Here is a 13,289-nt window from a genome sequence, read left to right as displayed (position 1 = left end):
GGGCATGACCGGTATCGACCGCGCCATCGAGGAAAGGTTCGCGCAGATCCTCGCCGGCACGAGGGCGAAGGCGGCCGACATCAGCGACCAGGTCGAGGCCACGAAACAGCGCATCGCCGAAGAGTCGCGGCTGATGCGCGAGCAGAACGAGCGCCTGTCCAAGGAACTCGACGAGCGCAGCGCCGCCAGGGCTGCGGCCAAGGACGACCCCACCGCGAAGAACGAGTGGCTCAAACGCGACTCTGCCCCGCAGGACAACACGTTCCAGTTCGGCGAGAACGAGGAGCGCCACACCACGGTGAGCGAACCGCCGCCCGCGCCGGAACGTCGCGGACGGCACGCTCGTCAGGACTTCGACGACGACGACTTCTCCAACAACAGCTGGATGAAGTGACGCTCAGGCGGCTTCGCGGCTCGGGTCGAAGTCGATCGGGGCCCGCTTGACGTCGGCATCAAGCAGCGGCAGGTACTTCTTGGTGCCGGTGAGGTGTGTCAGGAAGAACGCCGTGAACAGCGCCCGCACCAGCCGCTGCGTCCCGTGGTGCGGTTTGCCGTGCAGCAGGCGCTGGCTCCAGTGACTGCCCTCGGTCACGGCCAGATGCGAGGACTTGTCGAGGATCCGCAGCTGCACCGGCCCGCCCCAGGCCTTGGCGATCGCCTCGGCGTTGCCGATCGCCGGGGCGACCAGGTCGCCGTCGGCGGCCAGGTGCAGCCCGGGGATCGTCAACCTGCGCGCGGCCTCGGTGGCCGGGGGCATCGTCTGCGCCGCCGCGAACGTGGCGACCGCCTTGACCCGCGGTTCCACCTTGCTGGGCACCGCCGGCCCCTCGACACCGGCCGTCGGCGCGGCCCCGCCGGCCGCGGCCAGCACCGCCGCACCACCACCGACGGAATGGCCCGCGAGACCGAGCTTCTCCGGGTCGACGCTGAGCTGCCCCGGCCCGAGGCGAACACCGGTCAACACCTCCAGGGTCGAGAGCAGGTCGGCGGCGAAGAGCCGGTGCGAAGGCAGCGGCCCACGCTGGGTCGCGGGCGCCCCGGCGACGATGCCCCAGCTGGCCAGATGATGCAGCAGCCCCCGGTAACGCCCCGGCGGCTGCAACCACCCGTGCCCGAACGCGATACCCGGCAGACCGAGTCCCTCGCGCGGGGTGAACACCGCGCCGGGCAGTCCGGCGAGCGCCAGGTTGCCGCGCAGCACGTCGTGCGGTCCGGGGTGGGACAGCTCCTCGAGCAGGTCCTTGGGCTTGCTGGCCATGCGCAAGAGCGTAGCCAAGTGTGACGAAGGAAGCGGAGATGAGCCGGAGAAGGGCCCCGGAGTGTCCTCGTTAGGGTGGTGGCGTGTGCGGAATCGTGGGATACGTCGGCCATCGGCAGGCACTTGACGTCGTGCTCGGCGGGCTCCGCCGAATGGAGTACCGGGGCTACGACTCGGCCGGTGTCGCCGTGCTGGACGGCGCCGGAGCGCTGACCGTCGAGCGCAAGGCGGGCAGGCTCGCCAACCTGGAAAACCGCCTCGAGGAGGCGGGCAGGCACCGGTTCGGCGGTACCGCCGGCATGGGGCACACGCGCTGGGCTACGCACGGCGCCCCGGTCGACCGCAACTCGCACCCGCATCGTGACAGCTCCGAGCGGGTCGCGGTGGTGCACAACGGGATCATCGAGAACTTCGCCGCGCTGCGTGCCGAGCTCGAGGCCGAGGGTGTCGAGCTGGGCAGCGACACCGACACCGAAACCGCTGCGCACCTGATCGCCCGCGCCTACGACGGCGGGCCCACCGCCGGCGACCTCGCCGCCAGCGTGCGCGCGGTGTGCCGCCGCCTGGAGGGGGCGTTCACGCTGGTAGTGACGCACGCGGACCAGCCGGACATGATCGTCGCCGCCCGCCGGTCCTCGCCGCTGGTGGTCGGCGTCGGCGAGGGTGAGACGTTCGTCGCCTCCGACGTCTCGGCGTTCATCGAGCACACCCGCGAGGCCGTGGAACTCGGCCAGGACCAGCTCGTGGTGATCTCCCGCGACGGCTACGAGGTGACCGACTTCGCGGGCGAGCCCGCGCAGGCCAAGCCGTTCACGGTCGCCTGGGATCTTTCCGCCGCCGAGAAGGGCGGCCACGACTACTTCATGCTCAAGGAGATCGAGGAGCAGCCGGAGGCGCTCGCGAACACGCTGCGCGGGCACTTCGACTCGGGCCGGATCGTGCTCGACGAGCAGCGCCTGTCCGATCAGGATCTGCGTGACGTGGACAAGGTCTTCGTGGTCGCGTGCGGCACGGCGTATCACTCGGGGCTGATCGCGAAGTACGCCATCGAGCACTGGACCCGGCTGCCCGTCGAGGTGGAGCTGGCGAGCGAATTCCGTTACCGGGACCCGGTTCTCGACCGCGACACGCTCGTCGTGGCCATCTCGCAGTCCGGCGAGACCGCGGACACGCTGGAGGCCGTGCGGCACGCGCGCGGGCAGAAGGCGCGGGTGCTGGCGATCTGCAACACCAACGGCGCGCAGATCCCGCGCGAGTCCGACGCGGTGCTCTACACCCACGCCGGGCCCGAGGTCGGGGTCGCGGCCACCAAGACGTTCACCGCGCAGATCGCGGCGAACTACCTGGTCGGCCTCGCGCTCGCGCAGGCGCGCGGCACGAAGTACCCGGACGAGGTGGCCCGCGAGTTCGCCGAGCTCGAGGCGATGCCCGCCGCCGTCCACAAGGTACTGTCCACTGTGGAGCAGGTGCGTTCGCTGGGCCGCGAGCTGGCCGACTCCAAGGCGGTGCTTTTCCTTGGCAGGCATGTGGGTTTCCCGGTCGCTTTGGAAGGTGCGCTCAAGCTCAAGGAACTGGCGTACATGCACGCCGAGGGCTTCGCGGCGGGGGAGCTCAAGCACGGGCCGATCGCGCTGATCGAGAGCGGGCTGCCGGTCGTCGTGGTGATGCCCTCGCCCAAGGGACGCGCGGTGCTGCACGCGAAGCTCGTGTCCAACATCAGCGAGATCCAGGCTCGCGGCGCGCGCACGATCGTGATCGCCGAGGAGGGCGACGACACGGTGCGCCCGTTCGCCGACGAACTGGTGGAAGTGCCCGCGGTGCCGACCTTGTTGCAGCCGTTGGTGTCGAGCGTGCCGTTGCAGGTGCTTGCCGCGGAGATCGCTCGTGCGCGTGGTTATGACGTGGACAAGCCGCGGAACCTGGCGAAGTCGGTGACAGTCGAGTAGACAGGCCGCGTGCGAGGAATCTGGACCACAGAACATATCCGCAGCGCCGAAGAGCGGCTGCTCGCCGCGACACCCGAGGGCGCGCTCATGCAGCGCGCGGCGTTCGGCGTCGCGGTGCACGCCGCGCGGATGCTGAACGCGCACGCCGGGCACACCGCGGGCACGCGCGTCGCGCTGCTGGTCGGCGCGGGCAACAACGGCGGGGATGCCTTGTGGGCGGGCAGTTTCCTGCGGAAGCGCGGGGTCGGCGTGACCGCGGTGCTGCTCAAACCGGAGAAGGCGCATCCCGCCGGACTGGCCGCGCTGCGTAAGGCGGGTGGGCGCGTCGTCGGGCTCGAGGACGCACCGCGCCGGCTGGAAGAAGCCGACCTGGTGATCGACGGGATCATCGGCCTGGCGGCGCGCGGTGCGCTGCGCGAAGACGCGGCCTCGCTGCTGCCGCACATCAGCGGTCCCGTGCTGGCGGTCGATCTGCCCAGCGGGGTCGATCCGGACACCGGGATGGTGCACGGCCCGGCGATCACTGCCACGAGCACCGTGACGTTCGGTGCGCTCAAGCCGGTGCACGCGCTGAATCCGGCGCGGTGCGGCGAGGTGGTGCTGGTCGACATCGGACTGCGACCGGAGCTGGGTGAGCCGGATCTGCGCCGGCTCGACGCCGTGGACGTGGGGGTCGCGTGGCCGGTGCCGGGTCCGGAGGACAACAAGTACAGCCAGGGCGTGACGGGTATCGCGGCGGGCTCGGCGACGTACCCGGGTGCGGCCGTGCTGGCGACCGGGGCGTCGGTGCTGAGCACGTCGGGCATGGTGCGCTACGCCGGTCCGGCGGCCGACGCCGTGCGGGCGCGGTGGCCGGAGGTGATCGCGACGGGTTCGGTCACCGACGCCGGGCGGGTGCAGGCCTGGGTCGTCGGGCCCGGGATCGGCACCGGCCAGGAGGGGCGCGGCGTGCTGCGGCAAGTGCTGGAGGCGGGCGTGCCGGTGTGCGCCGACGCCGACGCGACGACGTTGCTCGCGCACTATCCGGACGTGCTCGACGCGCGCGACCCCGGCACGCCGCTGGTGCTGACGCCGCACGCGGGCGAGTTCGCGCGGCTGATGGGGGATGAGCCGGGGGAGGACCGGATCGGTGCCGTGCGTGCGGCGGCGCGCAAGTACGACGCGGTGGTGCTGCTCAAGGGCAACACGACGCTGGTCGCCGCGCCCGACGGCCGGGTGCTGGCGAACGTGGCGCGTGGTTCGTGGCTGGCGACGGCCGGTTCCGGGGACGTGCTCTCGGGCCTGCTGGGATCGCTGCTGGCCAGCGGGCTGGACCCGTGGCTCGCGGCGGGGATGGCGGCTTACGTGCACTCCCTCGCGGGCGACCTCGCGGCGCGGAACGTGCCGGTGTCGGCGTCGGGCGTGGTCGCGGCGATCCCGGACGCGATCCGGCAGCTGCGCGGGCTCTTATCGTAAATATCTCGAATTACCTGTTAACAAGCTCTGGCTTCTCTGGTAAGAACATGAGATGTGAGCCAGACCATGAAGTCTTCGGTGCTGTACGGGGTCCATGACGTCAGAACCGAGGAACGTCCGGTACCGCAGCCGGGGCCGGGTGAGGTGCTCATCCAGGTGCGCGCGGTGGGCACCTGCGGCTCCGACGTGCACTATTACGAGCACGGCCGCATCGGCGACTTCGTGGTCGAACAGCCTCTCGTCCTGGGACACGAGCCCAGCGGCGTGATCGTGGCGAAAGGCCGCGACGCGGACCGTCACGAGATCGGGCAGCGGGTCGCGCTCGAACCGGGCGTGCCGTGCTCCACCTGCGCGCAGTGCAAGGCCGGCCGCTACAACCTGTGCCCCCGCATGCGGTTCTTCGGCACCCCGCCCATCGACGGGGCCTTCGCCGAGTACGTCGTGCTCCGCGAGGACTTCGCCCACCCCATCCCGGACGCGCTCAGCGACGAGGCCGCCGGCCTGCTCGAACCGCTGTCGGTCGGCGTGTGGGCCTGCACGAAGGGCCGCGTCCGCACCGGCAGCCGCGTGCTGATCACCGGCGCGGGCCCGATCGGGCTCGTCGCGACGCAGACGGCGCGCGCGTTCGGCGCCACCGAGGTCGTGGTCACCGACGTCAACCCACGGCGCCTCGAGGTCGCGAAGGAACTCGGTGCGAGCGCGACCGTCGATGTGTCCCAGCACGACATCGACTTCGAACCGGACGTGCTCCTCGAATGCTCCGGCGTCCCCGCCGCGGCGAAGCAGGCCATGCGCAAGGTCGGCCGCGCGGGCCGGATCGTGCTGGTCGGGATGGGCGGCGACGAGATCCCGTTGCCGCTGGCGCACATCCAGAACTTCGAGATCGAGGTGACCGGCACCTTCCGCTACGCCAACACCTGGCCCACCGCGATCGAACTCGCCGCGGACGCCACCGTCGACCTGGACCGGCTGGTCACGCACCGGTTTTCGCTGGACGAGGTGGAACGGGCGCTCACCATCGCCGCCACCGACGACTCCGTGATCAAGGCAGTGGTGCTGCCCAGCCATGGCTAGGCCGTCCGACGCCGAGGTCGAGCAGCGCCGCCAGGATGTGCTGCGGCACGTGATCGACCACGGCGAGGTCCGCATCGACGAGCTCACCGGGCGGTTCGGCGTGAGCCTGATGACGATGCACCGCGACCTGGACGACCTGGCCGAACGCCGGCTCGTCCGCAAGCTGCGCGGCAAGGTCGAGGCGTACCCGGCGCTCACCGTGGAGACCGCGAAACGGTTCCGCGAGACGCTCAACCAGGACTACAAGGACGCGCTCGCCGAGGTCGCGATCGCGGAGGTCGAGCCCGGCCAGACGCTGTTCCTGGACGACTCGACCAGCCTGTTCCCGTTCGCGCAGCGGCTTGCCGGGCCGTTGGTCGTGATCACGAATTCCCTCGAGGCGGCGCGGATTCTCGGCCCCAAGCCGGACATCGAGGTGCTCATGCTCGGCGGCCGCTACACCGAGTTCGACTCGTGCATCGGCCCGGACACCGTCGGCGCGCTGAGCCGGATGCGCGCCGACATCGGGTTCGTGTCGGCGACGGCGATCGCGTTCGGGCGGCTGTACCACCCGGTGCGCGAGTACGCGGAGCTGAAGACCGCCGCGCTGCAGGTGGCCGACCGCAACATCCTCGTCGCCGACCACTCGAAGTTCGGCCGCACCGCGACCTACGCCTACGGCGACGTGAGCGACTACGACCTGGTGATCACCGACCACGAGACACCCGGCGACGAGCTCGCGGCCATCGACACGAAAGTCCGGCTGAGCAAGCCCGCGAAGGAGCAGGTATGACGGAACTGGTCGCCGGAGTCGATTCGTCGACACAGTCCACGAAGGTCGTGGTGGTCGACGCGGACACGGGTGCGGTCGTGCGCACCGGCCGCGCCGCGCATCCCGACACCACCGAGGTCGACCCGCGGGTGTGGTGGGACGCGTTCACCGAGGCCACCGCCGGGCTGCTGGACGACGTGCGGGCCATCGGGATCGGCGGTCAGCAGCACGGCATGGTCGCGCTCGACTCCGCCGGCGAGGTCGTGCGGCCGGCGTTGCTGTGGAACGACACCCGCTCGGGCAAGGCCGCCGAACAGCTGGTGGGCGAGCTGGGCGGGCCGCGCGCGTGGGCGGAGGCGGTCGGTTCGGTGCCGGTGGCGAGTTTCACCGTCACCAAGCTGCGCTGGTTCGCCGACAACGAGCCCGGACTGGCCGACCGGGTCGCCCGCGTGCTGCTGCCGCACGACTGGCTGACCTGGCGACTGCTCGGCGGCGGCGAACCCGTGACCGACCGCGGTGACGCCTCCGGCACCGGCTACTTCTCGCCCGCCGAGGGCAAATACCGCCAGGACCTGCTGGGCCTGGCCTTCGGCGGCCGCACGCCGAAGCTGCCCCGTGTGCTGGCGCCCGCCGAGGCCGCCGGCCGCACGCCGGACGGGGTGCTGGTGTCGGCGGGTACGGGCGACAACATGGCCGCCGCGCTCGCGCTCGGGCTGGACGAGGGCGACGTCGTGGTGTCACTGGGCACCAGCGGCACGGTGTTCGGGGTCTCCGAGACCGCGGCCGCCGATCCGACCGGCATCGTCGCCGGGTTCGCCGACGCGACCGGCCGTTTCCTGCCGCTGGCCTGCACGCTCAATGCCGCCCGCGTGCTGACCGCCACCGCGGCCATGCTGGACGTCGACCTCGCCGGGCTGGACCGGCTCGCGCTGGCCGCGGAACCGGGTGCCGGCGGGCTCGCCCTGTTGCCCTACCTGGATGGCGAGCGCACGCCGAACCTGCCGGACGCGGCCGGATCGCTGCACGGTTTGCGGCGCACCAACATGACGCCGGAGAACCTGGCTCGCGCCGCCGTCGAGGGCATGTTGTGCGGGCTGGCCGCGGGCCTGGACGCGGTCCGGGAACACGGGATCACCGTCCGCCGGGTGCTGCTGATCGGTGGGGCCGCGCAGTCCGAGGCGGTCCGCGCGATCGCGCCGATCGTGTTCGGCGTTCCCGTCACCGTCCCCGAACCGGCGGAGCACGTGGCGCGGGGCGCGGCGCGGCAGGCCGCGTGGGCATTGTCCGGCGCGGCGCGCCCGCCCGCCTGGTCCGAGGACGCCGCGCTCAACCTGCCCGCCGGCGACGCCGCGCTCGGCGCCGAGCTGCGGCAGCGCCACCTCGACGTCCGCGAGCTTGTGCACGATCTTTCAACCACAACAGGAGAGGACAGCTGATGGCGACGATCACCTATGACAAGGCCACCCGCCGTTATCCCGGCTCCGATCGCGCCGCCGTCGACGCGCTCGACCTGGAGATCGCGGACGGTGAGTTCCTGGTGCTGGTGGGTCCTTCCGGTTGCGGGAAGTCGACCAGCCTGCGGATGCTCGCCGGGCTGGAGGACGTGGACGAGGGCGCGGTGTGGATCGGCGACCGCGACGTGACGCAGCTGCCGCCGCGGTCGCGTGACATCGCGATGGTGTTCCAGAACTACGCGCTGTACCCGCACATGACCGTCGGGCAGAACATGGGCTTCGCGCTGAAGATCGCGGGCACGCCCAAGGACGAGATCAAGCGCAAGGTCGCCGAGGCCGCGAAGCTGCTCGACCTGGAGGACTTCCTCGACCGCAAGCCGAAGGCGCTCTCCGGTGGCCAGCGGCAGCGGGTCGCGATGGGCCGCGCGATCGTGCGTGAGCCCAGCGTCTTCCTGATGGACGAGCCGCTGTCCAATTTGGACGCCAAGCTGCGGGTGTCGACCCGTACCCAGATCGCCGCGCTCCAGCGGCGCCTGGGCACCACGACCGTGTACGTGACGCACGACCAGGTCGAGGCCATGACGATGGGCGACCGGGTGGCGGTGCTCAAGGCCGGTCTGCTGCAGCAGTGCGACACCCCGCGCGAGCTCTACGAGCGGCCCGCCAACGTGTTCGTCGCCGGGTTCATCGGCTCGCCCGCGATGAACCTCGCCCCGGCGAAGCTGTCCGACACCGGCGTCGTGCTCGGCGACCTCACGATCCCGCTGTCCCGCGACCTGATCGCCTCGGCCGGTGGCGAGGACGTCACGCTCGGCTTCCGGCCCGAATCGCTGGAACTGTCCGACGACGGCGGGCTCGCGGTGGTCGTGGACCTGGTCGAGGAACTGGGTTCGGACGCCTACGTCTACGGCAAGGCCGCGGACGGGAACTCGGTCGTGGCACGGGTGGATCCGCGCAAGACGCCGACCATGGGCGACACGCTCCGCCTGCGGATCCGTCCCGACGAGCTGCACGTTTTCTCCGGCAGCACCGGGCAGCGGCTGGGCTGAGACCTATCCGTGGGAAAATGGGGTTCGATGAGCCCCGATCTTTCCCGCGCCGAGGTTGTCGTCGATCTGCACGCGATCCGGCACAACCTGCGCCTGCTGGCCGGCAGGGCGTCGCAGTCCGGTGCCTCGACCATGGCCGTGGTCAAGGCCGATGGTTACGGACACGGCGCCCTGCCGGTGGCGCGTGCCGCGCTGGAGGCGGGGGCGAGCTGGCTCGGTGCGTGCTCGCTCGCCGAGGCGATCGCGTTGCGTGACGCGGGAATCACCGCCCGGTTGTTCAGCTGGCTCGATCTGCCCGATGTGGACTTCACCCCGGGAGTCGCCGCCGACATCGACATCTCGGTCAGTTCGGCGGACGAGCTGGCCAGGGTCGCGGCTGCCGCGAACCGGGCGGGCAAGCGGGCCAGGGTGCATCTGAAGATCGATACCGGCTTGTCCCGCAACGGATGCCCGCCCTACGCGTGGCCGGCACTGGTCAAGGCCGCCAAGGCCGAATCCGCGGTCGAGGTGGTGGCCCTGTGGTCACACCTCGCGTGCGCCGACGAACCGGGGCATCCCTCGATCGACATGCAGGCCGGCCGTTTCCACACGGCGTACGAGATCGCGCGCGAGGCGGGGCTGGAGCCGTTGCGGCACCTGGCGAACTCGGCCGCGACGTTGACGCGGCCGGATCTGCATTTCGACCTCGTGCGGCCGGGCATCGCGATGTACGGGCTCAATCCCGTGCCACAGGCCGAAGATCTCCGGCCCGCGATGACGTTCAAGTCCACGGTCGTGCTCACCAAACGGATCGAGGCCGGTGAGTCCGTCTCATATGGACACACCTGGACCGCGCCGAGGGACACCACGCTCGCGCTGGTGCCCACCGGATACGCCGACGGGGTGCCGAGGACGCTGTCCGGGCGGATGGACGTGTGGCTGCACGGAAAACGGCGTCCGGTCGCCGGGCGCGTGTGCATGGACCAGCTCGTAGTCGACTGCGGGGACGACGAACCGCCGGTCGGCGCCGAGGTGATCCTGTTCGGCGCGGGCACACGCGGCGAGCCGACCGCGCGGGAATGGGCGGACACGATCGGCACCATCGACTACGAGATCGTCACCGGTATGTACCGGCCCCGCGTCCGGCGGGCCTACCTGGGGGAGACGTGATCATGGCTTCACGCCGCCTGCTCACCGTTGTCGCCGGCGCCGCCGCGCTCGTCACGGGCACGGCCGCCGCCACCATCGCGGTCACCGCACAGCAACGCAGGCTCTCCGACGGGCTGAGCACGGACGGACCGCTCGGCGAGCTGAAACCGGACCGGGTGTCCACGGTCGCGGCCGACGACGGCACCCCGCTCAACGTCTCGGAAATCCTGCCCGACGAGGGCAAACCGGAACTCACCGTGGTGGGCGTGCACGGGTTCGCGCTGTCGCAGCGCAGCTGGCACTTCCAGCGGCAGCACCTTTCGGCGCTGCGGCTGCCGCGCGTGCGGCAGGTCTACTACGACCACCGGGGGCACGGCGCCTCCGGGCCCGCCAACCAGGACGCCAGCACCATCGAGCAGCTGGCGCAGGATCTCGACGCCGTGCTGCGTGCTGTCGCGCCCGACGGGCCCATCGTCCTCATGGGACATTCGATGGGCGGCATGGTGATCATGGAGCTGGCCCAGCAGAACCCGGAGCTGTTCGCCGAGCGGGTCTGCGGCGTCGCGTTCATCGCCACCGCGGCGGGTGAGGTCGGCGGCCGGGGGCTGCCGCGCAGCCTGCTGTCGAAGTACAACCCGCTGACCCGAAGCGTCGGCGGACTCGCGGGCTGGCAGCCGGGACTGGTCGAGTTCGTGCGCGCGGCGGGCGGGCAGCTCACTCGCCCCGCGGTCCGGCGGCTGGCCTTCGGTTCCCGTGACGTGCACCCCAAGATCGTGGACTTCCTGCTGGAAATGCTCGCGGTCACGCCGGTGCGCGGGCTGGTCAACTTCGTCGACACGCTCGGCAGCCACAACCGGTACGCGGCCCTGGCCGGGCTCAAGCACGCGCACGTGCTGGTGATCGGCGGCGACGCCGACCGGCTCACCCCGTACTCGCACGCCGAGCGGATCGCGGCGGAGCTGCCGGACGCGGAACTGGCGCGGGTGCGCGGCGCGGGACATATGGTGCAGTTGGAGCAGCCCGAGCTGGTCAACAGTCACCTGATCGATTTGCTGCAACGGTGTGCTGGAGTGGACGACATGAGTTCTTCGCGACGGATCTGGCGATGGCTGAACAACTGATACTGGCAACACCCGAGGACACGGTCGCTTTCGGCGAGTCGCTCGGGAAAACCCTGCGTGCGGGTGACCTGGTGTTGCTCGCCGGCCCGCTCGGTGCCGGAAAGACCGTGCTGACCAGGGGAATCGCGGCCGGGCTCGGCGTGTCCGGCCGGGTCAGCTCCCCGACGTTCGTGCTCGCCCGGGTGCATCCGGCGGGCGAGCGCGGGGTGCCGTTGGTGCACGTGGACGCCTACCGGCTCGGCGGGGACCTCGCCCAGCTCGACGATCTGGACCTGGACACCGACCTGGAGTCCTCGGCGATCGTCGTGGAGTGGGGCGAGGGTTCGGCGGAGCGGCTGTCGGACGATTTCCTGGTGGTGCGCCTGGAACGCCGCCCGGACGACGTGCGGATCGCGACGCTGGAACCGCACGGGGAGTGGAAGTCGCGGGTATGAGCCGCGCGGTGCTGATCGAGCAGCCCGGCAGTCTGCGGATCACGCCGGCGGCGCCGAGGCAGCCGGGGCACGGCGAGGCCGTGGTGCGCGTGGCGTGGTCGGGCATCTGCGGGTCGGACAGCGAACTGTTCGCGGGCACGCGCGCCGAGCCGTATGTGCGTTATCCGGTGGTGCCGGGGCACGAATGGTCCGGCACGGTGGTCGAGCTGGGCGAGGGTGCCGACGAATCGCTGCTCGGGAAAGCCGTTGTGGGGGAAGGGTTTCGTAACTGCGGCCACTGCGACGCGTGCCGCCGCGGCGAAACCACACTGTGCGAAGCCCCCTATGACGAAACGGGTTTCACCCAGCCCGGCGCCTGGTCGAACGAACTGTGCCTGCCCGCCCGGTTGCTGCACGAACTGCCCGAGGGAGCGGACCTGCGCGCCGCGGCGCTGCTGGAACCGGCCGCGTGCATGGCGGAGGCGAGCCTGAAGGCGGCGGTGGTGCCCGGCGAGCGGGTGGCCGTCGTCGGTGGCGGGACGCTGGGGATGCTGGTGACGCAGTTGCTCGCCGCGAGCAGCCCCGCCGAACTGGTCGTGGTCGACCCGCGCACGGATCGAGCCGCGCTCGCCGAGCGGTACGGGGCGCGCCTGTGCTCGCCCGAGCAGGCTCCGGAGCGGTTCGACGTGGTGGTCGAGGCCGCGGGCGCGCCGGGCACCGGTGCGCTGGCGGTGCGGTTGGCGCGGCGGGGTGGCCGCGTGGTGCTGACCGGCCTTGCCGGGACGGAGACGACGCCACTGGCGCCCGCGGACCTGGTCGCGTCGGCGGTCACCGTGCACACCGTGTTCGGCGCACCTTCGCGGGCGTGGTCGCACGCGGTACGCGCCTTCGCGGCCGGCCTGCTGGACACCGCACCGCTGATCACGCACGAGTTCGTCCTGGAGGACGCCGCACAAGCCCTGTCAGCCCTCGCCGACCCAGCAGCACCAACAGGAAAAATCCTCCTACACCCCTAACCACCCAAGCCCAGCTCCCCGGCGGCGCGAGTTGGGGTTTCCAGTTGCGCGAGTCGGGCTTTCTGGTCGCCCGAGTCGAGGCTTCCGGTGGCGCGAGTTGGGGTTTCCATGCGTCCGAGTCGGGGCTTCCGGTTGCCCGAGTCGAGGTTTCTGGTGGCCCGAGTTGGGCTTTTCGGCGGCCCGCGCGTGCGCGAGTCGGGCTTTCTGGTCGCCCGAGACGAGCCTTCCGCGTCCGCGAGTTGGGCTTTCCATGTGCCCGAGTCGGGCTCGGTGGTCGCGGGAGTCGAGCCTTCCGTGTGCGCGAGTTCGGCTCGAGACCCGCGAACCGGTCCGCGATCTGGTCGGGACTCATGAAGCCGGACGAGCAGGCTCGGGCACGCAGACGGAAAGCTCGACTCGGGCGCGCGGAAGGCCCACTCGGGCGCATGGAAACCTCAACTCGCGGGCGCGCGGATGGCCCGACTCGCGGGCGCGCGGAACGCTCGACTCGCGCCACCGGAAAGCTCGACTCGGGCGCATGGAAACCTCGACTCGCGCAACCGGAAGCCTCGACTCGGGGGCGTGGAAGGGGCGACTCGCGCGACCGTGGTCTCTGGGCTTGTTCTGGGGCGGGTGGTGCCGGGT

At 71.2% G+C, this 13,289-nt stretch carries 12 protein-coding genes; 11 read left to right on the top strand and 1 reads right to left on the bottom strand.

From position 1 onward, the window contains the following. The first annotated feature begins 4 nt into the window (after positions 1 to 4). A complete protein-coding gene (locus HFP15_RS25925; protein ID WP_168519357.1) occupies positions 5 to 394 on the top strand; it encodes a hypothetical protein in 390 nt (129 codons plus the stop codon). A 3-nt stretch (positions 395 to 397) separates the two neighbouring features. On the opposite strand, the gene HFP15_RS25920 is transcribed toward HFP15_RS25925, so the two are convergent. Then, positions 398 to 1,258, bottom strand: a complete 861-nt coding sequence (locus tag HFP15_RS25920; RefSeq protein ID WP_168519369.1) for a dienelactone hydrolase family protein — start codon at positions 1,256 to 1,258, stop codon at positions 398 to 400. An 83-nt stretch (positions 1,259 to 1,341) separates the two neighbouring features. On the opposite strand from HFP15_RS25920, the gene glmS reads away from it, so the two are divergent. The 10 genes from glmS (at position 1,342) to HFP15_RS25870 (ending at position 12,665) form a co-directional block, all read left to right on the top strand. Next, positions 1,342 to 3,204 (top strand): glutamine--fructose-6-phosphate transaminase (isomerizing), encoded by a 1,863-nt coding sequence (glmS, locus tag HFP15_RS25915; protein WP_168519368.1) that lies wholly within the window; start codon positions 1,342 to 1,344, stop codon positions 3,202 to 3,204. A 9-nt stretch (positions 3,205 to 3,213) separates the two neighbouring features. Beyond that, complete coding sequence (locus tag HFP15_RS25910) at positions 3,214 to 4,659, top strand: NAD(P)H-hydrate dehydratase (RefSeq protein ID WP_168519367.1); 1,446 nt, start codon at positions 3,214 to 3,216, stop codon at positions 4,657 to 4,659. Positions 4,660 to 4,725: 66 nt separating this feature from the next. Next, positions 4,726 to 5,733 (top strand): NAD(P)-dependent alcohol dehydrogenase, encoded by a 1,008-nt coding sequence (locus HFP15_RS25905; protein WP_210717860.1) that lies wholly within the window; start codon positions 4,726 to 4,728, stop codon positions 5,731 to 5,733. After that, positions 5,726 to 6,505, top strand: coding sequence for a DeoR/GlpR family DNA-binding transcription regulator (locus tag HFP15_RS25900; protein ID WP_168519365.1), 780 nt, complete (start codon positions 5,726 to 5,728; stop codon positions 6,503 to 6,505). The genes HFP15_RS25905 and HFP15_RS25900 overlap by 8 nt, the downstream gene beginning before the upstream one ends. Next, positions 6,502 to 7,920 (top strand): xylulokinase, encoded by a 1,419-nt coding sequence (xylB, locus tag HFP15_RS25895; RefSeq protein ID WP_168519364.1) that lies wholly within the window; start codon positions 6,502 to 6,504, stop codon positions 7,918 to 7,920. Before HFP15_RS25900 ends, xylB begins: the two co-directional genes overlap by 4 nt. Then, on the top strand, positions 7,920 to 8,987 hold the full coding sequence (locus HFP15_RS25890; RefSeq protein WP_168519363.1) for an ABC transporter ATP-binding protein: 1,068 nt from the start codon (positions 7,920 to 7,922) through the stop codon (positions 8,985 to 8,987). The genes xylB and HFP15_RS25890 overlap by 1 nt, the downstream gene beginning before the upstream one ends. A 27-nt stretch (positions 8,988 to 9,014) precedes the next feature. Next, positions 9,015 to 10,136 (top strand): alanine racemase, encoded by a 1,122-nt coding sequence (gene alr, locus HFP15_RS25885; protein WP_168519362.1) that lies wholly within the window; start codon positions 9,015 to 9,017, stop codon positions 10,134 to 10,136. 2 nt (positions 10,137 to 10,138) lie between these two features. Then, positions 10,139 to 11,236: an alpha/beta fold hydrolase gene (locus HFP15_RS25880; protein ID WP_168519361.1), complete on the top strand. Its 1,098-nt coding sequence runs from the start codon at positions 10,139 to 10,141 to the stop codon at positions 11,234 to 11,236. Further along, on the top strand, positions 11,221 to 11,670 hold the full coding sequence (tsaE, locus tag HFP15_RS25875) for a tRNA (adenosine(37)-N6)-threonylcarbamoyltransferase complex ATPase subunit type 1 TsaE (protein ID WP_168519360.1): 450 nt from the start codon (positions 11,221 to 11,223) through the stop codon (positions 11,668 to 11,670). The genes HFP15_RS25880 and tsaE overlap by 16 nt, the downstream gene beginning before the upstream one ends. Continuing rightward, positions 11,667 to 12,665, top strand: a complete 999-nt coding sequence (locus HFP15_RS25870) for a zinc-dependent alcohol dehydrogenase (protein ID WP_168519359.1) — start codon at positions 11,667 to 11,669, stop codon at positions 12,663 to 12,665. The genes tsaE and HFP15_RS25870 overlap by 4 nt, the downstream gene beginning before the upstream one ends. Positions 12,666 to 13,289 lie beyond the last annotated feature (624 nt).

The sequence above is a fragment of the Amycolatopsis acididurans genome, from assembly GCF_012328925.1.
GTDB lineage: Bacteria > Actinomycetota > Actinomycetes > Mycobacteriales > Pseudonocardiaceae > Amycolatopsis_E > Amycolatopsis_E acididurans.
Note: the sequence above shows the minus strand (reverse complement) of the source record. Positions and strands in the feature narration are given on the sequence as shown.

Coding starts and splice junctions, on each gene's coding strand:
- HFP15_RS25920 (WP_168519369.1), bottom strand. CDS start 1,258: ATGGCCAGCAAGCCCAAGGACCTGCTCGAGGAGCTGTCCCACCCCGGA.
- HFP15_RS25880 (WP_168519361.1), top strand. CDS start 10,139: ATGGCTTCACGCCGCCTGCTCACCGTTGTCGCCGGCGCCGCCGCGCTC.
- HFP15_RS25925 (WP_168519357.1), top strand. CDS start 5: ATGACCGGTATCGACCGCGCCATCGAGGAAAGGTTCGCGCAGATCCTC.
- xylB (WP_168519364.1), top strand. CDS start 6,502: ATGACGGAACTGGTCGCCGGAGTCGATTCGTCGACACAGTCCACGAAG.
- alr (WP_168519362.1), top strand. CDS start 9,015: ATGAGCCCCGATCTTTCCCGCGCCGAGGTTGTCGTCGATCTGCACGCG.
- HFP15_RS25870 (WP_168519359.1), top strand. CDS start 11,667: ATGAGCCGCGCGGTGCTGATCGAGCAGCCCGGCAGTCTGCGGATCACG.
- tsaE (WP_168519360.1), top strand. CDS start 11,221: ATGGCTGAACAACTGATACTGGCAACACCCGAGGACACGGTCGCTTTC.
- HFP15_RS25905 (WP_210717860.1), top strand. CDS start 4,726: ATGAAGTCTTCGGTGCTGTACGGGGTCCATGACGTCAGAACCGAGGAA.
- HFP15_RS25900 (WP_168519365.1), top strand. CDS start 5,726: ATGGCTAGGCCGTCCGACGCCGAGGTCGAGCAGCGCCGCCAGGATGTG.
- HFP15_RS25890 (WP_168519363.1), top strand. CDS start 7,920: ATGGCGACGATCACCTATGACAAGGCCACCCGCCGTTATCCCGGCTCC.